A 19,011-nucleotide genomic window follows, 5' to 3' on the forward strand; every position below is an offset into this window, starting at 1 on the left:
CAACAGTGTAAGACCGGCGAGCGTAGATATGACTGGCCTTGCAGTCCCCTTACGTTCGCGTCTCGCCGCCATGGTTCCCGGCGGCCGCGGCAGCGGCGGCGCCATCGTCGTGATGACGATGTTCGGGCTCGCCCTGGCGGGGACGACGACGGTCCTCATAAACCGGAACGGCGTGACGCCCGATTCCGTGAACGCGATCCTGATCGTCGATCTCGTCTACATCGCGACGCTGCTCGCCATGATCGCATGGCGGGTCTGGTCGCTGCTCAGGGCGCGCCGCCTCCGCGCGGCCGGCGCGCGGCTGCATCTGCGGCTTACCGGAATTTTCGCCGTCGTCGCCCTGGCCCCGACGGTGATCATCGCCGCTTTCGCGACATTGTCGATCAATGTCGGGATCGAGACCTGGTTCTCCGGGCAGGTCGGGACGGTCGTGCGCAATTCGTTGATCACCGCGCAAGCCTACGCCGACGAACATCGCCGCTCCATCGAGCGGGAGGTGCTGAACATGGCGAACGACATGAACCGCGCCGGCGCGCTCGGCATATCCGAGCCGGCGCTTGTGGAGCTTCTTCGCCGGCAGCAGGCGCTCCGCCGGTTCCCGGAGGCGTATCTGATCGACGGCGCGCGGAACATCCTGCACCGCGGCGATTTCAGCTACACCTTCACCTATAATCCGCCGAGCGAGGTCGATATCGCGGATGCGCGCCTCGGCCGCGTCGTGGTGTTGGAGGATCAGATCAACAATGAGCTGCGCGCTCTGGTCTACCTTAACAACTACATAGACACGTTCCTTTACGTCACCCGTCAGGTGGACGGAAATGTCCTTCTCCTTCTTGATGATACGGCGGAAACGGTCGCGCTTTACAACAAGACGGAGGCGGCGCGCGGGCGGCTGCTGTCCGTATTCGCGCTGATCTATCTCGGCTTCGCGCTTCTGGTCATCACCACGGCGGCGTGGCTCGGTCTCTGGTTGGCGGAGCGGCTCTCCCGGCCGATCGGCGTTCTGGCGGCCGCGGCGGAACGGGTCGGAGAAGGCGACCTGGATATCCGGGTGCCCGAAGAGAAATCCGGCGATGAGGTCGCGCTTCTTTCGCGCGTATTCAACAGGATGACGGCTCAGGTGAAAGGCCAGCGCGACGCGCTGGTCGCGGCCAACCGCGAAAGCGAGGAGCGAAGAAACTTCACCGAGACGGTTCTCTCCGGGGTCTCCGCCGGCGTGATCGGCCTCGACTCGGCCGGGCGGGTCGAGATGATGAACGCCGCGGCGCGGAGGATGCTCGACACCGGCTCGGAAGACCCGGAGCGGGTGCCGCCGGAAATGGAGAAGATCTTCACCATCGCCCGCGGCGCCCTCAGCGGCGAAGCGCAGGGGCAGGTGACGCTGACCGCCGGCGACGCGCTTCGGGAATATCTCGTCCGGGTCGCCGCGCGCTCCCCCGACGATCTGGAGCGCGGCTTCGTGATGACGCTGGACGATCTGACCGCATTGGTCTCCGCCCAGCGAGAGGCGGCGTGGGGGGACGTGGCCCGCCGGATCGCGCATGAGATCAAGAATCCGCTCACCCCGATCCAGCTTTCGGCCGAACGGCTCAGGCGCAAGTTCGGGCCGCTGGCCGGCGACGAGCGCCCGAATTTCGAGCAATACACCGACGTGATCATTCGCCAGGCTGGCGAGATCCGGCGAATGGTCGATGAATTTTCCCGGTTTGCGCGGATGCCGAGCCCGGAGGCCAAGCCGGAGGATATTGCGGCGTTGACGCGCGATGCGGTGCTCCTGCAGAGCGCGGCGCGGGCCGATATCTCCTATGAGGTGGTTGACGCGGATGCGCCCCAGATTCTGCGGTGCGACGCGGGCATGATCACTCAAGCCTTGACCAATGTTCTCAAAAACGCGCTCGAGTCGATTGATTCAAGGCTGGAAAAATCCACGGGGCCGGCGGCGCCAGGGCGCATTCGCGCAACGATCGCGGTGGATGAGTCAGTGCTTTCGATCATTGTCGACGACAATGGCCTCGGCCTGCCGAAGACGAACCGCATGCGCCTGACGGAGCCCTATGTGACGACGCGTGACAAAGGTACTGGCCTCGGCCTCGCAATCGTCAAGAAGATAGCGGAACAACATGGGGGCGCGTTACGTCTTGAGAGCGCGGAATGGGAGGATCCTGACATGGGCGGCGCGCGCGTGATCATCACGCTCCCGTTGCAAGGGCGAATAATCGACGTGGATGAAAGAACGGGGCGGCATGAGTGACATTCTGATCGTTGATGATGAGGCGGATATCTGCGACCTGATCGGCGATATTCTCCGTGATGAAGGGCATGACACGCGGGACGCGATGGATGCGGACGGCGCGCTGGCGGCGGTGAGCGACGCGCCGCCGGATCTGATCATTCTCGACATCTGGCTGCAGGGCAGCCGTATGGACGGAATCGAGGTTCTGAAAGCCGTGAAGCGGGATAACCCGGATGTTCCCGTCGTCATCATTTCCGGTCACGGCAATATCGAGATTGCGGTCGCGGCGATCAAGCAAGGCGCATACGACTTTATAGAAAAACCGTTTAATATAGATCAGTTGCTGGTGGTTGTTCACCGCGCGCTTGAAGCCAATCGTCTTCGCCGCGAAAATGCGGCCCTGAAAGCGGCCGAGGCGCGCGAGCACAGAATGATCGGCGCCAGCAGCGCGATGGCGACTTTGCGCGGCCAGTTGGACCGGGTCGCGCGCTCTGCGAGCCGTGTCGTGCTCACCGGGCCGCCGGGGGCGGGCAAGGAGGTCGCGGCGCGCTATATCCACGCCAACTCCGTCCGCGCGCAGCAACCGTTCATCGTCTCGAACGCGGCGACGATGGAGCCGCACCTGATGGAGGAGGTGCTCTTCGGCCGGCGTCACGACGATGGCCGAAGCGAGAAGGGGCTCTTCGACCGCGCTCACGGCGGCACGCTGTTTTTCGACGAAGTGGCGGAGATGCCGTTGGGCACGCAGGCCAAGATTCTCCGGATCCTGGTCGACCAGTCGTTTTCCCGCCCGGGCGGCGGGGAGGTCGTCCGGGTCGATGTCCGCCTGATTTCCGGAACGACGCGGGATCTGAAGGTCGAGATCGCGGAGGGCCGCTTCCGCGAGGACCTCTATCATCGCATCAACGTGGTGCCGATCAGCGTCCCGCCGCTGGACGCCCGGCGCGACGACATCCCGTTGCTCGCCGAGCATTTCATCGAGACGATCTCGGAGCAGCAGGGCCTGATCCGCAGGAAACTCACCGCCCCCGCCATCGCCGCGCTTCAGACCCTCAAATGGCCGGGGAATGTGCGTCAGCTCCGGAATCTGATCGAACGGTTGATGATTCTGGGCGGCGAGGGGGAAGACATATCCGCCGATGAGCTTTCCTCGGACCGGGGCAGGGGCAGCGCCGCGATGGAGGGCGGGCTGAGCGCGATCCAGGTCAGCCTGCCGCTTCGCGAGGCGCGCGAATTGTTCGAGCGCGATTATCTGATCGCCCAGATCAATCGATTCGGCGGAAACATCTCCCAAACCGCAAGCTTCATCGGCATGGAGCGCTCCGCGCTGCACAGGAAACTCAAGTCGCTCAACATCATCACGACATCGCTCGACGGCGCGCGGATCGCGAAGGTGGAGGGAGAGGAGGGCTGACAGCGCCCGGATTGACCGGAATTCGCGCCCAGCCCATAGTCCGCGGCCGATGGGGAGCGACCAATGAAGATTATCGTCTGCGGCGCGGGTCAGGTTGGCGGGCAGATTGCGTTGCGTCTCTCTCAGGAGGGACATTCCGTCACCGTGATCGATCTCAATCCCGATCTCGTGCGGCGCATGACTGACCGGCTGGACGTCTCCGGGGTGGTCGGCCATGCGGCGCATCCGGATGTGCAGGACCGCGCCGGCGCGATGGACGCCGACATGCTGATCGCTGCGACCCAGATCGACGAAGTCAACATGATCGCCTGTCAGGTCGCGCATTCCGAATTCAACGTGCCGCAGAAAATCGCGCGCGTCCGCGCCAAGGCGTATCTGGAGACCCGGTGGTCTGACCTCTTCCGCCGGGATCACATGCCGGTGGATGTGATCATCTCGCCGGAGAACGAGGTGGCCAAAGTCGCCGTCAGCCGCCTGAAAAAGCCGGCGGCGTTCGATTTGTCGTCCTTCTTCGATGGCGCGGTCTCCATCGTCGCGATCGCGTTGCGCGCGGACTGCGCGGTGCTGAACACGCCGCTTCGCCAACTCACGGAGCTCTTCAGCACGCTGTCGGCCCAGGTGCTCGCAATTCGTCGGGACGGCCGGTTGCGGATCGCCGATCCCGGCGACCAGCTCGAGGCTGGCGATCAGATCCATGTGCTCTCAACCGCGGCCGATCTCGACCGCACCATCGCGATCTTCGTCGGAGAACGTAAACCGGTGCGCGACGTCGTCCTCATCGGCGCGGGAAATGTCGGGCTCGAGGTGGCGCGCCTGCTGGAGACGACCGCGCCGGACATTCGGCTCAGGATGATTGAACAGAACCGGCGGCGGGCGGAATATGTCGCCGATCAATTGAACGACACCGTCGTCCTTTATGGCGACGGTCTGGACGCCGATCTTCTCGAGGAGGCGCGCGTCGGCTCCGCCGGAGCGGTGATCACGTTGACCGACGATGATCGCGTCAATCTTCTGTCCGCCGCTCTTTGTCGGCAGGCGGGGTGCGGCCTGACCATCGCCCTCACCAAGGACACCGTCCTCGCCAACCTCGCCGAGAAGATCGGCGTCGACGTCACGCTCAACCCGCGCGCCACGACCGTCTCGACGATCCTGCGTCATGTCCGGCGGGGGCGCGTCCGCGCCGTGCACGTCATCGGCGAGGGGGAGGGCGAGGTGGTCGAAGCGCAGATCCTCTCCACGTCGCCGATCGCCGGCAAACGGATCCGGGACGCCGGATTCCCGGAAGGCGCGGTCGTCGGCGCGGTTCTGAGCGACGGCAAGGTGAAGCTGCCGAGCGGCGATCTTGTGATCAACCCCGACGACCGGGTCGTCGTCTTCGTGTTGTCAAAACAGGTCCGTGAGATCGAACAGCTTTTCCGCGTTTCCGTCGACTTTTTCTAGATGAGCTGGCGCGGCGTTCCAGTTTTCGGCGGGGTGCTGGTCACCCTCGCGGTGCTCATGTTGGGGCCAGCGCTTTTCGCCGCCTTGCGGGGCGACTGGAGCGTCGCCGCGGCCTTCGGTTACAGCGCCGGCGTCACCGCCATCGTCGGTTGCCTCCTGATCGCGGCGCTGTTTCGTCGGCTGGATCACGCCAGCGCGGTCGGGGAGTTCACGGTTCTCATCGCCACGCTGGCCTTCACTCCGGTCGCGGCGGCGATCCCGGTCGCGGCCGCGGCGCCGCTCCTGAGTTTCGAGGCGGCGTATTTCGAGATGGTCTCGATGATCACCACGACGGGCGCGACGGTGTTCGAGCGGCTGGATGAGGTGCACCCCGCGATCCTCCTCTGGCGGGGGATCATCGCATGGCTCGGCGGTCTGGTGGCGCTGGTCATGGCTTACGCGCTGCTCGCTCCGCGCGGGCTCGGCGGCTTCGAGGTGCGCGGCGATCGCGGCCGAAGCGCGGCGCTCGGCCGGCTCGTCGGGTCGCCGGTATGGGCCGGCGGCGCGCCGGTCGAGGCGGCTGGAGACCGTCTGACGGCGGCGATCCGTTCGGTTCTGCCGGTCTATTCGGGATTGTCCTTCTGTCTGATGCTTCTTCTCATGATGCTCGGCCATGCGCCGCTCAATGCGGCGGTGCTCGCCGCCGGCACCCTCTCGACAAGCGGCGTGAGCACCGGCGCGAACGCGTCGTTCATCTCGTCGGGCTTCGCCGGCGAATTGACGATCGCGGTTTTCCTGGTTCTCGCGGCCACGCGCCATACCTATGGCGGCACCGGACAGCGGCCGCTGAGATTGACGGGACTGTCCGAAGATCCGGAGATGCGGATCCTTTTCATCGTCGTTATCGGCACCGGCGGCTGGATCTACGTTCGACATTGGCTTGGGGTTCTGGAATTGGAGGACGGCGCGGGCGCGGGCTCGCTTCGCGCGCTCTGGGGCGGCCTTTTCACGACGCTCTCTTTCGCGACGACCACGGGCTACCTCTCGGCCGACTGGGAATCCGCGCGCGCGTGGAGCGGGCTGGACAACCCGTCGTTGATCTTCATCGGCCTGGCGATCATGGGCGGAGGAATCGCCACCACCACCGGCGGCGTGAAGCTTCTGCGCGCCTATGCGCTATTCAAGCACAGCGCCCGGGAGATGGAGCGGCTGGTGCGCCCGTCGTCGGTCAGCAGCTCGCGCGCGGGCAAGCGGGGCCTGCGCCGCGAGGGCGCCGAGATCGCCTGGGTGTTCGTCATGCTCTTTCTGGTGACGCTCGCGCTCGCCATGCTGGCGCTCAGTCTCACAGGCATGAGCTTCGAGGTCGGGCTCTCCGCCGCCGTCGCCGCGCTGTCGAACACCGGCCCGCTTTTCCCGGCGACGACGGGCCGAAGCTGGCTGACATCCGTTTCCGCGGAGGGCAGGGGGGTGCTTGTCGTCGTCATGGTGCTCGGCAGGGTTGAGATTCTGGCGTTGATCGCGATGCTGAACACGGATAACTGGCGTCGGTGAGACACCGCTCATCGCACCGTCGAGTTGTGGACTCTGCGCGAACGCGGGACGAAATAGTAAAAAAGAAGGACCCAAGAAATGGCCTCAGATAGACAAAGCCTGCAGGATGCGTTCCTGAATCACGTTCGAAAGAATAAAATTCCGGTGACGACTTTTCTTGTAAACGGCGTGAAATTGCAGGGAGTGATCACCTGGTTTGATAATTTCTGCGTTCTTCTGCGCCGGGACGGCCAGTCTCAGCTCGTCTACAAACATGCGATTTCGACTGTGATGCCGTCGCAGCCGATTTCGCTTTATGAGGGCGAGGAAGCTGACTGATCTCTCCCGGACGCGCGCTTTCGTCATCCACCCCGAGATCGCATCGGGCGGGCCGGCTGCGCGATCGGCGGGAGCGCAACTCGAAGAAGCGTTGAACCTGACGGCGGCGCTCGATTTCGAAATCGTCGGCGCCGTCGCGGTTAACCTTTCCGAGCCGCGCGCCGGCTGGCTTTTCGGCTCGGGAAAAATCGCCGAACTCGGTGCGGAGATCACGGCCGCCGAGGCCGAGATCGTCGTCATCAACAGCGGCGTCACGCCCAAACAGCAGCAAAATCTGGAAAAAGCCTGGAAGGTCAAGATCCTGGACCGGACCGGGTTGATCCTCGAGATCTTCGGCGAGCGGGCTCAGACTCGTGAAGGCGTGCTTCAGGTCGAGCTGGCGCATCTCGCGTATCAGCGCGGCCGGCTCGTCCGGAGCTGGACCCATCTCGAACGGCAGCGCGGCGGCCTGAGCTTCATCGGCGGGCCCGGCGAGACGCAGATCGAGGCGGACCGGCGCGCGCTCGATGAGCGGATGGTGCGCATTCGCCGGCAGCTCGACAAGGTCGTGCGCACCCGGGGCCTGCAACGGCGGGCGCGGCGGCGGATGCCGCATCCGGTCATCGCGCTGGTTGGGTACACGAACGCCGGGAAATCGACGCTTTTCAATCGGCTGACGGGCTCGACGGTGATGGCGCAGGACATGCTGTTCGCGACGCTCGACCCGACGATGCGCATCATGGAGCTTCCGGGCGCGCGCCGCGCCATTCTTTCCGACACTGTCGGCTTCATCGCCAATTTGCCGACGCAGCTGATCGCGGCGTTTCGCGCGACGCTTGAGGAGGTCCTGGAGGCGGATCTGATCGTCCATGTCCGCGATGCGGCGCATCCGGACGGCGCCGCGCAGGATCGGGACGTCATGGAGACGCTCGCCGCGCTCGGGCTGAGTGAAGAGCGCCTCGAGTCGATGATCACGCTGCACAACAAGATCGACCTGATGCCCGCCGACGCGCGCGCGGCGCTGCGTGAGCAATGCCAGCGGCGCGAGAACGAGGCCGCGATTTCGGCGATGAACGGCGATGGCGTCGATCTGGCGCTGAGGACGATCTCAGCGCGCCTTGGCGCCGCCGACAAGGTCCGACGGTTCAGGCTGCATTCGGAAGCCGGCGAAGCGCTGGCCTGGATTTACCGGAACTGCGATGTGCGTGAGCGGCGCGATCACAAGGACGGGATCGATATCGAGGCGGCGGCGTCGAACGCCGTGTTCGAGCGCCTCGCGCAGCGGTTCGGCCAAGATTACGACATCCTCTGATTTAACATAATATTGATTATTGGAATAAGGTCATGGTGAATTGGAATTCACCCGAGACCGCCTGTTCACGGCTTCATCCGCGCGGGCCGGTCGGGCGCGAAGGGCCTCATGTCGATATTCGGCCGGTCGCCGAGGATCATCCGCGCGAGCCATCGGCCGGTCTTGGGGCCAGCCGTCATGCCGACATGTTGATGCCCGTATCCGAGCCAGACATTCGCGGCCGCCGGCGCGCGCCCGATCACCGGCAGGCTGTCCGCCGTCGCCGGGCGGTGCCCCATCCAGCGCGTCATCTCATCGAATTTCAGGTCCGGGAAAAGCGCGCGGGCGTGTTTTTCGATCATTCTGAACGGGGCGTCGCGCGGCGGCGCGGCCAGCCCGCCGAATTCGACGACGCCGGCGCAGCGTAACCGGCCTTCCATCGGCGTCGCGACGAATTTGCCCGCCGCCACCATGACCGGCGCGCGCAGCCGGATCGACGGGTTGTGGAATTCGATGTGATAGCCGCGCTCGGTCTCCAGCGGCATCCGCACGCCGAGCGTCTTCGCGAACGAACCAGACCAGGCGCCTGACGTGAGGACGACGTCATCCGCCTCGACAAGGGCGCCGTCGGCGACCACGCCGGTCGCGCGTCCGTTCTCGACGCGAATATCGGTCACCGTCGCGGTCAGCGCCGCGCCGCCCGACGCGACGACATGCGCGTGAAGCGCCTGAACATAGGCGCCCGGGTCCGAGATCATCCCATGGCCCGGGCAGCGGACGGCGTAGCCGAGCCGCCCGTCCAGCGCCGGGTCGAACGCCGCGAGCGCTTCGGCGTCGAGCTCCTCGAAGGCGAATCCACGCCGGGCCCGGAGCCGCCAGGCGTAGGCGTCCGCCTTGAAGGCGGCGCGGGACGCATATCCAAAGAGGTAGTCGCCCGGCTTCACGAAGCGCTCCGCCCCGGTTTCGGCCGCTAGGGCGAGATGCTGCTCGGCCGCGTCGCCCAGAAGCTCAGTCAGCGCGATCGAGATCCGCTCGACCTTCTCGTCATCGGCGTGTGACAGATAGGCGCGAAGAAACGGCAACAGCCGCGGCAGATAGGACCAGCGCAGGAAGAGCGGCTTCATCGGGTCGAGCAGCATGGCGGGCGCCTTCGCGAGCAGGCCCGGAACCGTCACCGGCGCGACCGACGCCGCCGCCAGAACCCCGGCGTTGCCCCAGGACGCGCCCGCGGCCGGGCCTTCACGGTCGATGAGCGTGACCCGCGCGCCCGAGCGCTGCAGCCAGATCGCGGTCGCGGCGCCAACGACGCCCGCGCCGACGATGACGACGTGAGGCGCGGGGACGGCATGAAGCGCGGCGCGCTCGTCGGTCATGGTCGCTGATCTCCCTCCGGCACGATCGCGCCACAGTCCGGGCGCGCGGATGGCTTGTCAATCAGAGCGCGGCGGCGCCGGATTGCGTTTTGCCGCCGGCCCGTGGAAACTCGCCGCGCGGCGGTGATGAGGACATGATGAAAAAGATGCAGCCTGACGATGCGCGCCTGGAGACCTCGCTCGACCCGGAGGATTGGCCGAGCTACCGCGCGCTCGCGCATCGGATGCTCGATCAGGCGCTGGATCATCTCGAAGGCGCCCGTGAGCGCCCGGTCTGGCGGCCGACGCCGGAGGCCGCGCGGGCCGCGCTTCGGGCCGGCGCGCCGATGGAGGCCGAAGGGGCGGAGGCGGCGGCGGCGGAGATTCTCGAGCATATCCTCCCCTACCCCACCGGAAACACGCATCCGCGCTTCTTCGGCTGGGTGCACGGGACCGGCACCGCCGGCGGGCTGATCGCGGAGATGATGGCCGGGGCGATGAACGCCAATCTCGGCGGGCGCGACCATGCGCCGGTTCTGGTCGCGAAACAGGTGGTCGACTGGTGCAAGGAGATCTTCGACTTCCCCGAGGAGGCGAGCGGGCTGGTGGTCAGCGGGACGTCGATGGCGACGCTGATCGCGCTGATCACGGCGCGTGCGGCGAAGGCCGGTCATGACGTGCGCCGCGAGGGGCTGAGCCAGGGCGGCGCGCCGATGGTCGGCTACACCTCGACGGAGGGGCATAGCTGCATCGCCAAGGCGTTCGACCAGGCCGGGCTCGGGATCGACGCGCTCCGCAAGGCGCCGGTGGGCGAGGATTTCACCATGGATATCGGCGCGCTTCGCCGAATGATCGCCGAGGACCGGGCGGCGGGCGCCCTGCCCTTCATCATCGTCGGCGCGGCGGCGACGGTGAACACCGGAGCGACGGACGATCTGGAGGCGCTGGCCGATCTCGCGGCGGAGGAAGGGCTCTGGTTTCATGTCGATGGCGCGTTCGGGGCGGTCGCGGCGCTCTCTCCGGCGCTCCGGCCCCGGCTGAAGGGGATCGAGCGGGCCGACAGCATCGCCTTCGATTTCCATAAATGGATGCATGTGAATTATTCCGCCGGCTGCGTGCTGATCCGGGATGGGGAGGCGCAGCTTTCGGCGTTCGCGCATGGCGCGGATTATCTGACCGGCTCCCCGCGCGGGCTGGGCGGCGGAAAGCCCTGGTTTTCGGATTACGGGATCGAGCTCTCGCAGGGGTTTCGGGCGCTCAAGGTCTGGTTCGCGCTGAAGGAGCACGGGCTGAAGCGGATCGGGGAGAAGGTGGAGGACAATGTCGCGCAGGCCCGCTATCTGGCCGGGCTGGTGGACGCCCACCCGGATCTGGAGCGGCTGGCGCCGGCGGCGCTGAACATCGTCTGCTTCCGCTATGCGCCGGAGGGGCTGGCGGGGGATATCGACGCCGTGCAGCGGGAGATCGTGATGGACCTCCATGAAGGCGGCGTCGCGGCGCCGTCCACGACCCTGATCCGGGGGCGGGCGGCGATCCGGGTCAACATCACCAATCACCGGACCCGGATGGCGGATATGGACGTGCTGGTGAACGCGGTTCTGGAGGCCGGGGCGCGTTATCGCACGCGATAAGGTACCTAACTCATTGTAATAATTGAATAACCCAAAAACTCGTGTGCGATAAGGCGCCGCGATATCGCGGAGAATGGGCGCGGCCCCGCGGATTTCGGGCGGCGCGCGGCGCTCAGCTCAGGATCACGCTCGGCAGCCAGGTCACCACTTCGGGGAAGGCGAAGAGGATCGCGATTCCGATGATCTGCAGCGCCACGAACGGCAGGATACCGCGGTAGATCGCCGAGGTCGGCAATTCGGGCGGCGCGACGCCGCGAAGATAGAACAGCGCGAAGCCGAAGGGCGGGGTCAGGAAGCTGGTCTGGAGGTTCACCCCGACCAGAACCCCGAGCCACACCGGGTTGACGTCCAACGCCAGAAGCACCGGCGCGGTGATCGGGATCACGATGAAGATGATCTCGAACGTGTCGAGGATGAAGCCGAGAAAGAACATGATCAGCATCACCACGGCGACCGCCGCCAGCGGCCCGCCGGGAAGCTGGCTCAGGAATTCATGAACCAGATTGTCGCCGCCCATGAGCCGGAACACGACCGAGAACACCGACGCGCCGAACAGGATCACGAACACCATGCTGGAGATGGTGGCGGTGGTGACCACGGTCTCGAACAGGATGTGGAACGACAGGCGCCAGCGGAGCGCGGCCAGGATCATCGCGCCGACCGCGCCGACCGACGCGGCCTCGGTCGGGGTCGCGACACCGCCGAGGATCGAGCCCAGAACCGCCGCGATCAGCAGCAGCGGCGGCGCCAGCGCCACCGCGACCTCCCGGAGCAGGGTCCCGCGCTCTTCCGGCGGCGCCGGCGTCGCCGGGCAGGAGTCCGGGTCGAAGATCGCCTTCAGGATGATCCAGCCGAGATAGAGCCCCACCAGGATGAAGCCGGGGAGGAGCGCGCCGGCGAAGAGATCGCCGACCGAGACCGGCAGCGGCGCGAAATTGCCCTTCGCCATCTGGACCTGGCTGTTGATGCCCGAGAGCATGTCGCCCATGAAGATCAGCACCGTCGACGGCGGGATGATCTGGCCCAGCGTGCCCGACGCGCAGATGACGCCGCTGGCGAGCTTCGGGTCGTACCCCGCCCGCAGCATCGCCGGCAGCGAGATCAGCCCCATGGTGATCACGGTCGCGCCGACGATGCCGGTGGAGGCCGCGAGCATCGCCCCGACCAGGACCACCGAGATCCCGAGGCCGCCGCGCAGATTGCCGAAGAGCTTGCTCATCGTCATCAGCAACTGCTCGGCGATCTGCGATCGCTCCAGCATCACGCCCATGAAGATGAAGAGCGGCACCGCGACCAGCACCTCGTTGGTCATGAAGCCGATATAGCGGTTCGGCAGACTGCCGAAATTCGACGGATCGAAGACCCCGAACCACATCCCCACGGCGCCGAACATCAGCGACGCGCCGGCGAGGGTGAAGGCCACGGGGAAGCCGAGCAGCAGGAAGCCGATGATCCCGAAGAACATCAGCCCGGCGAGCAACTCCCCGATCGCGACCGGATCCATCAGGCCGCGCCCGTCGGCTCGCCGGCCGCATCGTCCCGATAGCGCAATTTCTCAGGCAGCAGCGCCTCCCGCCCGGCCAGAACCAGAACGGAGCGCAACGCCATCGCCACCCCCTGCAGCGCGATCAGCGCCGCGAAGAGGATGATGAAGGATTTGAGGATGAAGAGCCCGGGCATCCCGCCCACATTCGCCGACGCCTCGTGATAGGACCACGCCCTGACGACGAAAGGCGTCGAGTATTCGTAGACGACCCAGGTGAAGGGCAGCAGAAAGAACGCCACCCCGAAAAGATCGATCAGCGCCTTCCTGCGCAGAGGCGCGGGCCGGTAGAAAATATCGACCCGGACGTGATCGTCCCGCTGGAGCGCGAAGCCCGCGACCGCGGTGAACATCGCGCCGCTCAGCCAGATGTAGAGATCCTGCATCCAGACATAGCTGATGGCGAAGACGTAGCGCTGCACGACGACGGTGAAGCAGACCAGAACCACGCCGAGGGAAAGCCATGCGCACGCGCGGCCGACGAAAACGTTCAGCGCGCAGATCAGCCGGATCACGGCCGCGATCAGTGTCATGAGCCCCCTGCCCCCCTGCCCGCTTCTCTCAGGATTTGCGGTCTGTTTTTCGCCTTCCCGGTTCGCACGCATAGTGGCCCCTGACGAAAATGCAAGGCGTGTTCGATCACGGAGGGCGCCAGCCCTGCGCATTCGCGTGAGCGGGCCGGGACGGTGCGGCGCCCGGCGGCGAAACTTGCTACATCTCTCCCATGGCGCGCGTCGGTCAGTCGAATCATGCCTCCCGCCCCCGTCGGCTCCGCCCGGACGCGGGCGCGCCGGCGCGTGGCCGGAGCGCCGCGCCATGATCGGCGAAGCGGCGCTCCGGCTGATTTTCTTCATCGCGGTCTTCGCGGCGATGGCGCTCTGGGAATGGCGCGCGCCGCTGCGGCCGACCGCGCGCGGCCGGCGCTGGGTCGGCAATCTCGGGCTCACCGCGCTGAACACGGTGGTCGTCCGGCTGCTGTTTCCGGCGGCGGCGGTCGGCGCCGCGCTCGACGCGTCGGCGAAGGGATGGGGGCTGTTCAACGCGCTCGACTGGCCGGTCTGGCTGGAGGGCGCGATCGTGTTTCTGGCCCTCGATTTCGCGATCTGGGCGCAGCATGTCGTGTTTCATCATGTGCCCGCGCTCTGGCGGCTGCACCAGGTCCATCACGCCGACGAGGCGATGGACGTGACCACGGGATTCCGCTTTCATCCGGGGGAGATCGCCATCTCGATGGCGGTGAAGATCGGGCTGGTTTATCTGCTCGGCGCGGCCGCGCTCGCGGTCGTCGCGTTCGAGATCGCGCTCAACGCCGCAGCGATGTTTTCGCATTCCAACCTGCGCCTCGGCCCGCGCGTGGAGCGCGCGTTGCGCCGCGTGATCGTCACCCCCGACATGCACCGAAGCCATCATTCGATCCACCGCCGGGAGCATGACACGAATTTCGGGTTTCTCCTGTCGATCTGGGACCGCATGTTCAGGGTCTACACCAAGGACCCCGCCGAAGGGCACGAGAAGATGCGGATCGGCCTCCCCGAATGGCGGGATGGGCGCACGGCCGGGTTCATCTGGTCGCTCGTCCTGCCGTTCCGCAAACGGAAGTGACGCGGCGGGCCGCGGCCGGCGCCCCGCGCCTCAATGCCCGAGAATCTGGCTGAGGAAGAGCTGCGTGCGCGGGCTTTTCGGATTGTCGAAGAACTCCTCGGGCTCGTTCTGCTCCACGATCTGGCCGGCGTCCATGAAGATGACGCGGTTGGCCACCTGCCGGGCGAAGCCCATCTCGTGGGTGACGCAGATCATCGTCATCCCCTCCTCGGCCAGCTCGATCATGGTGTCGAGCACCTCCTTGATCATCTCCGGGTCGAGCGCGGAGGTCGGCTCGTCGAACAGCATGATCTGCGGCTTCATGCAGAGCGAGCGCGCGATGGCGACGCGCTGCTGCTGGCCGCCGGAGAGCTGACCGGGATACTTGTCGGCCTGCTCCGGGATCTTGACCTTGGTCAGGAAATGCATCGCCGTCTCCTCGGCCTCGCGTTTCGGGACCTTGCGGACCCAGATCGGCGCCAGCGTGCAATTCTCGAGGATCGTGAGATGCGGGAAGAGGTTGAAATGCTGGAAGCACATGCCGACCTCGGCGCGCACCTTGTCGAGGTTCTTCAGGTCCGAGTTCAGCTCGGTGCCGTTGACGATGATGTCGCCCTTCTGATGCTCCTCCAGCCGGTTGATGCAGCGGATCAGCGTCGACTTGCCGGAGCCGGACGGGCCGCAGACCACGATCCGCTCGCCGCGGTTCACGGTCAGGTTGATGTCGCGGAGAACGTGGAAGTCTCCGAACCACTTGTTCATTCCCCTGACCTCGATGGCGATCTCGTCGGAGATCTTCATCCGGCTGCGGTCGATTTTCCGGTCGATGGTCGTCGCGTGCGTGGGTTCGGCCATGGTCGGGTTCCTTAGCGGTTATCGGTCGCCAGCTTCCGCTCGAGATAGCGAGCGTAGCGGGACATGCTGAAGCAAAAGATGAAGAAGAAGAGCGCGATGAAGCCGTAGAGCTCCCAGACGATGCCGTTCCAGGCCGAATTGGCCCGGATCGCCGAGGAGAGGCCGAGCGGATCCAGAAGCCCGATCACGATCACCAGCGTCGTGTCCTTGAAGAGGCCGATGAAGGTGGAGACGATGTTCGGGATCGAGATCTTCAGCGCCTGCGGCAGGATGATCAGACGCATGGACTGCGCATAGGTCAGGCCCATCGCGTCCGCCGCCTCGTACTGGCCCTTCGGCAGGGCGGCGATGCCGCCGCGCACGACCTCGGCCATGTAGGCGGAGGCGAAGAACGTCACCATGATGCAGACCCGGAGGATCAGGTCGAAATTGGAGCCCGGCGGCAGGAAGTAGTTCAGGAGCGTGGAGGCGACGAAGAGCAGCGTGATCAGCGGCACGCCGCGCATCGCCTCGATGAAGCCGACCGAGATCGCCTTCACGATCACCAGATGCGACTGCCGCCCGAGCGCCAGCGCGATGCCGAGCGGAAGCGAGGCGGCGATGCCGACGACGCCGATGATCAGCGAGAGGAGAAAGCCGCCGATCTTGTTGCTCGGCACCTCGGAGAGGCCGATCGGCGCGACGCGGCTCAGCTCGGTCACGAGCGGATCGAAGATGAACATGAGCCAGAACAGGGTCGCGATGAGCGCGGCCAGGATCGTCGTCAGCGGCCCGAACGCCTCCCCGACCAGCCTTTCGAACAGGCCGCCGGCGCGGGTCGCGATCAGGATCCCGAGGAGCGGCGCCGCGAGCGCCGCCAGCGGCCCCCAGATCGCGCCGCCCCAGATCAGCCAGTACCCGACCAGCGGATAGACCGCCGAGAAGGCCAGCAGCGGGCGCGGCGCGTTGTCGAACAGCACCGGCCAGAGCGCCAGCAGCAGGAGGCCGAAGGCCAGCGACGGGCGCCAATACGCCTCGGCCGGATAGAACCCGAAGATGAACTGCGGGAACCGCTCGTTGATGACCGCGAAACAGGCGCCCGACGCCTCGGCCCGGCAGCCATGCAACGACATCTCCGCCGGCGCCCAGGAGCTGTCGATCAGCCAGGGCAGGATCTCGTAGGCGAGCATCGCGATGAGCGCGAGCGACAGCAGGGTGAGAACCGAATTCACCGGGCCGGGGAAGAGATTGTCCCGCACCCATCTGACCGGCCCGATCGCGCTCGTCGGCGCGGGCGATTCCGGGATCTCCGCTTCGGCGACGAAGGCGACCGACGCGGCTCGCGCGGCGGCGGTTTCGGCGTGCAGATCGCTCATGTCACCGCTCCTTCAGCTTCATGCGTTCGTTGTAGACGTTCATCACGAAGCTGATCGAAAGCGAGATCACGAGATAGAACCCCATCAGCAGGAGCAACGTCTCCATCTCTTTCCCGGTCTGGTTCAGCGTGATGCCGCCGAGCGTGCCGGTCGCGTCCATGTAGCCGACCGCGATGGCGAGCGAGGTGTTCTTCGTCAGGTTCAGATATTGCGAGATCATCGGCGGGACGATCACCCGCGTCGCCTGCGGCAGGATCACCAGCTTCATCGTCCGCCCCGGCCGCAGACCGAGCGCGAACGCGGCTTCGCTCTGCCCGTGCGGCACCGCCTGGATGCCGGCGCGCACATTCTCGGCGATGAAGGCGCCGGTGTAGAGCGAGAGCGCCAGCCAGAGACCGATGAAACTGTCGCGGAAGAAGGTTCCGCCCTGGAAGTTGAATCCTTTCAGCTCCGGGTATTTCAGCTCGAACCCGACCGCGACCAGATAGGCGATCAGCGGCAGGAAGATCGCGGCGGCCCGGTACCAGAAGACGTGCGGGCGCACCCCGGTCGCGGCCTGCTTGGCGTCGGCCGCCCGGCCGATCCGCCGCGCGAGATAGAGCCCGGCCAGCAGCACCGCGATGATCGCCATCAGGTCGAGAGAGATCTTGAACAGCCCCAGATCGAGGTCGCCGAGGCCGCGCGAGAAGATCGGCTCCGGAACATAGAACCCGCGATTGGTCAGGACGAAGGCGCCGGTCTCCTCGCCGCGATAGGCGCGGGGCGAGGGCAGGCTTTCGTTCACGACCGCGGTGATCATGATGATCCAGAGCAGCACCGGCACGTTGCGGAAACCTTCGACATAGAAGGTCATCAGCCGCGCGACGATCCAGTTCTTCGAGAGCCGCCCGACCCCGGCGAGAACGCCGAGCATCGTCGCGGTGACGCAGCCCGCCGCGGCCAGGACCAGCGTGTTCAGGATGCCGAGAACGGCCGCGCGCCCATGGGTCGACTGGGAGCTGTACTCCAGAAGCCGCTGATTGACGTCGTAGCCGGAGGTCTCGAACAGAAAGCCGAAGCTGAAGGTCTTGCCGAGGGCCGCGAGATTCTGGATCGCGTTGCTGACGACCCAGCCCACAGCCAGCATGAAGGCGAACATCGCCACCACCTGAATCGTCGCCGACCGGTAGCGGGTGTCATAGATGAGCTGACTTAAACGGAAACCGGCTTTCTGCGGTTCCGAGGCGGATAATGACATAAGGCCTCCCTATCAGGCCAAGCTTCTTTTTTTCTATATAGCACAAGGGGCGCGCCTTTGTTTGAAAAGCGCGCCCCCCGATCACATCATCGTCACGCGGCGATCAACGGAACGGCGGCGAATAAAGAATGCCGCCATCGGTCCATTGCGCGTTGAGCCCCCGCTCCAGCCCGATCGCGGTGTCGGGGCCGAGATTGTGAGCGAAGATCTCGCCGTAATTGCCGCCCGCCTTGATCGCGCGATAGGCCCAGTCGGAGTCCATCCTGATCATTTCGCCGAGATTGCCCTCGACGCCGAGCATCCGGCGGACTTCCGGGTTCTGGGAGTTCGCCTTCATGTCGTCGATATTGGCCTGCGTCACGCCGTACTCCTCGGCGGAGATCAGCGCGTTCAGGGTCCAGCGGACGATATCGCCCCATTCATTGTCGCCGTGCCGCACCAGCGGGCCGAGCGGCTCCTTGGAGATGATCTCCGGGAGAATGATATGGTCCTTCGGGTTCTCGAAGGTGGCGCGGGTCGCCGCGAGGCCGGAGGCGTCGGTGGTGTAGGCGTCGCAGGCGTCGGCGAGGTATTTCTGCTGCGCCTCGGCGTTGGTCTCGATCGGGACCGGCTCATAGCTCATGTTGTTGGCGCGGAAGAAATCCGCGAGGTTCAGCTCGGTCGTGGTGCCGGTCTGGATGCAGACGGTCGCGCCGTCCAGCTCCGTCGCGGAGGTGACGCCGAGCGCCTTCGGCACGATGAAGCCCTGACCGTCATAGTAGTTCACGCCGATGAACTCGAAGCCGAGATCGGTGTCGCGGCTGAAGGTCCAGGTGGTGTTCCGCGCCAGAAGCTCCACCTCCCCCGAGGCGAGCGAGGTGAAGCGGGTCTTGCCGGTCGTCGGGACGAATTTGACCTTTTCCGCGTCGCCGAGAACGGCGGCGGCGACGGCGCGGCAGAACGCGACGTCGAAGCCGCCCCATTTGCCGTCCGCGGCCGGCGCGGAAAAGCCCGCGAGCCCCGGCGTGACGCCGCAGCTCAGAACGCCTGCGGCCTTGACGTCGTCGAGCGTGGCCGCGGAGGCCGCGCCCGCCGCGAGCGCTCCGACCGCCAGCGCGCCTAATACGTAAGTAGTTTTCATGGTCAAACCTTCCCTGTTGTCACATGGCCGCTGTAATGGGCGGCAAAGGCCGTCCAGCCAATGTAGCATAACACTGATCTGGTCGATCCACACGAGTCATGCATCCTGAGACGGCCTCGTCAAGGCGTTCGC

The 19,011-nt window shown here is 65.8% G+C and carries 15 protein-coding genes; 8 read left to right on the forward strand and 7 right to left on the reverse strand.

Features of this window, described 5'->3' with window-relative positions:
- Positions 1–28: 28 nt before the first annotated feature.
- From WG921_RS11000 to hflX, 6 genes are all read left to right on the forward strand, one after another.
- Positions 29–2,251 (forward strand): sensor histidine kinase NtrY-like, encoded by a 2,223-nt coding sequence (locus WG921_RS11000; protein WP_340109276.1) that lies wholly within the window; start codon positions 29–31, stop codon positions 2,249–2,251.
- Positions 2,244–3,647, forward strand: a complete 1,404-nt coding sequence (gene ntrX / locus WG921_RS11005) for a nitrogen assimilation response regulator NtrX (protein WP_340109278.1) — start codon at positions 2,244–2,246, stop codon at positions 3,645–3,647. The genes WG921_RS11000 and ntrX overlap by 8 nt, the downstream gene beginning before the upstream one ends.
- A gap of 63 nt (positions 3,648–3,710) precedes the next feature.
- Complete coding sequence (gene trkA / locus WG921_RS11010) at positions 3,711–5,087, forward strand: Trk system potassium transporter TrkA (protein WP_340109279.1); 1,377 nt, start codon at positions 3,711–3,713, stop codon at positions 5,085–5,087.
- Positions 5,088–6,617, forward strand: a complete 1,530-nt coding sequence (locus WG921_RS11015; RefSeq protein ID WP_340109280.1) for a potassium transporter TrkG — start codon at positions 5,088–5,090, stop codon at positions 6,615–6,617.
- Between the two features lie 78 nt (positions 6,618–6,695).
- On the forward strand, positions 6,696–6,935 hold the full coding sequence (gene hfq / locus WG921_RS11020) for an RNA chaperone Hfq (protein WP_340109281.1): 240 nt from the start codon (positions 6,696–6,698) through the stop codon (positions 6,933–6,935).
- Positions 6,913–8,226, forward strand: coding sequence for a GTPase HflX (hflX, locus tag WG921_RS11025; RefSeq protein ID WP_340109282.1), 1,314 nt, complete (start codon positions 6,913–6,915; stop codon positions 8,224–8,226). Before hfq ends, hflX begins: the two co-directional genes overlap by 23 nt.
- 65 nt (positions 8,227–8,291) lie before the next feature.
- Here the strand turns inward: hflX and WG921_RS11030 are convergent, their stop codons facing one another.
- Positions 8,292–9,578: an NAD(P)/FAD-dependent oxidoreductase gene (locus tag WG921_RS11030; protein ID WP_340109283.1), complete on the reverse strand. Its 1,287-nt coding sequence runs from the start codon at positions 9,576–9,578 to the stop codon at positions 8,292–8,294.
- Positions 9,579–9,715: 137 nt separating this feature from the next.
- Between WG921_RS11030 and WG921_RS11035 the strand changes: the two genes are divergently transcribed.
- Positions 9,716–11,188, forward strand: a complete 1,473-nt coding sequence (locus WG921_RS11035) for a pyridoxal phosphate-dependent decarboxylase family protein (RefSeq protein ID WP_340109284.1) — start codon at positions 9,716–9,718, stop codon at positions 11,186–11,188.
- 112 nt (positions 11,189–11,300) lie between these two features.
- Here WG921_RS11035 and WG921_RS11040 read toward each other — a convergent pair whose 3' ends face one another.
- Both WG921_RS11040 and WG921_RS11045 read right to left on the reverse strand, forming a co-directional pair.
- The gene (locus WG921_RS11040) at positions 11,301–12,692 is read right to left on the reverse strand and encodes a TRAP transporter large permease (RefSeq protein ID WP_340109285.1); all 1,392 of its coding nucleotides are present in this window, start codon (positions 12,690–12,692) and stop codon (positions 11,301–11,303) included.
- The gene (locus WG921_RS11045) at positions 12,692–13,264 is read right to left on the reverse strand and encodes a TRAP transporter small permease subunit (RefSeq protein WP_340109286.1); all 573 of its coding nucleotides are present in this window, start codon (positions 13,262–13,264) and stop codon (positions 12,692–12,694) included. Before WG921_RS11045 ends, WG921_RS11040 begins: the two co-directional genes overlap by 1 nt.
- A 283-nt stretch (positions 13,265–13,547) precedes the next feature.
- Between WG921_RS11045 and WG921_RS11050 the strand changes: the two genes are divergently transcribed.
- Positions 13,548–14,333, forward strand: a complete 786-nt coding sequence (locus WG921_RS11050; RefSeq protein WP_340109287.1) for a sterol desaturase family protein — start codon at positions 13,548–13,550, stop codon at positions 14,331–14,333.
- 30 nt (positions 14,334–14,363) lie between these two features.
- On the opposite strand, the gene WG921_RS11055 is transcribed toward WG921_RS11050, so the two are convergent.
- The 4 genes from WG921_RS11055 to WG921_RS11070 all read right to left on the reverse strand — a co-directional run bounded on the left by WG921_RS11055 (position 14,364) and on the right by WG921_RS11070 (position 18,879).
- A complete protein-coding gene (locus WG921_RS11055) occupies positions 14,364–15,167 on the reverse strand; it encodes an amino acid ABC transporter ATP-binding protein (protein WP_340109288.1) in 804 nt (267 codons plus the stop codon).
- 11 nt (positions 15,168–15,178) lie between these two features.
- Complete coding sequence (locus tag WG921_RS11060; RefSeq protein ID WP_340109289.1) at positions 15,179–16,522, reverse strand: amino acid ABC transporter permease; 1,344 nt, start codon at positions 16,520–16,522, stop codon at positions 15,179–15,181.
- A gap of 1 nt (position 16,523) precedes the next feature.
- Positions 16,524–17,759: an amino acid ABC transporter permease gene (locus WG921_RS11065; protein ID WP_340109290.1), complete on the reverse strand. Its 1,236-nt coding sequence runs from the start codon at positions 17,757–17,759 to the stop codon at positions 16,524–16,526.
- Between the two features lie 103 nt (positions 17,760–17,862).
- Positions 17,863–18,879 (reverse strand): amino acid ABC transporter substrate-binding protein, encoded by a 1,017-nt coding sequence (locus tag WG921_RS11070; protein WP_340109291.1) that lies wholly within the window; start codon positions 18,877–18,879, stop codon positions 17,863–17,865.
- Positions 18,880–19,011: the final 132 nt, after the last annotated feature.

Source organism: Paludibacillus litoralis (genome assembly GCF_037646705.1).
GTDB classification, from domain to species: Bacteria; Pseudomonadota; Alphaproteobacteria; order Rhodobacterales; family Rhodobacteraceae; genus Pikeienuella; species Pikeienuella litoralis.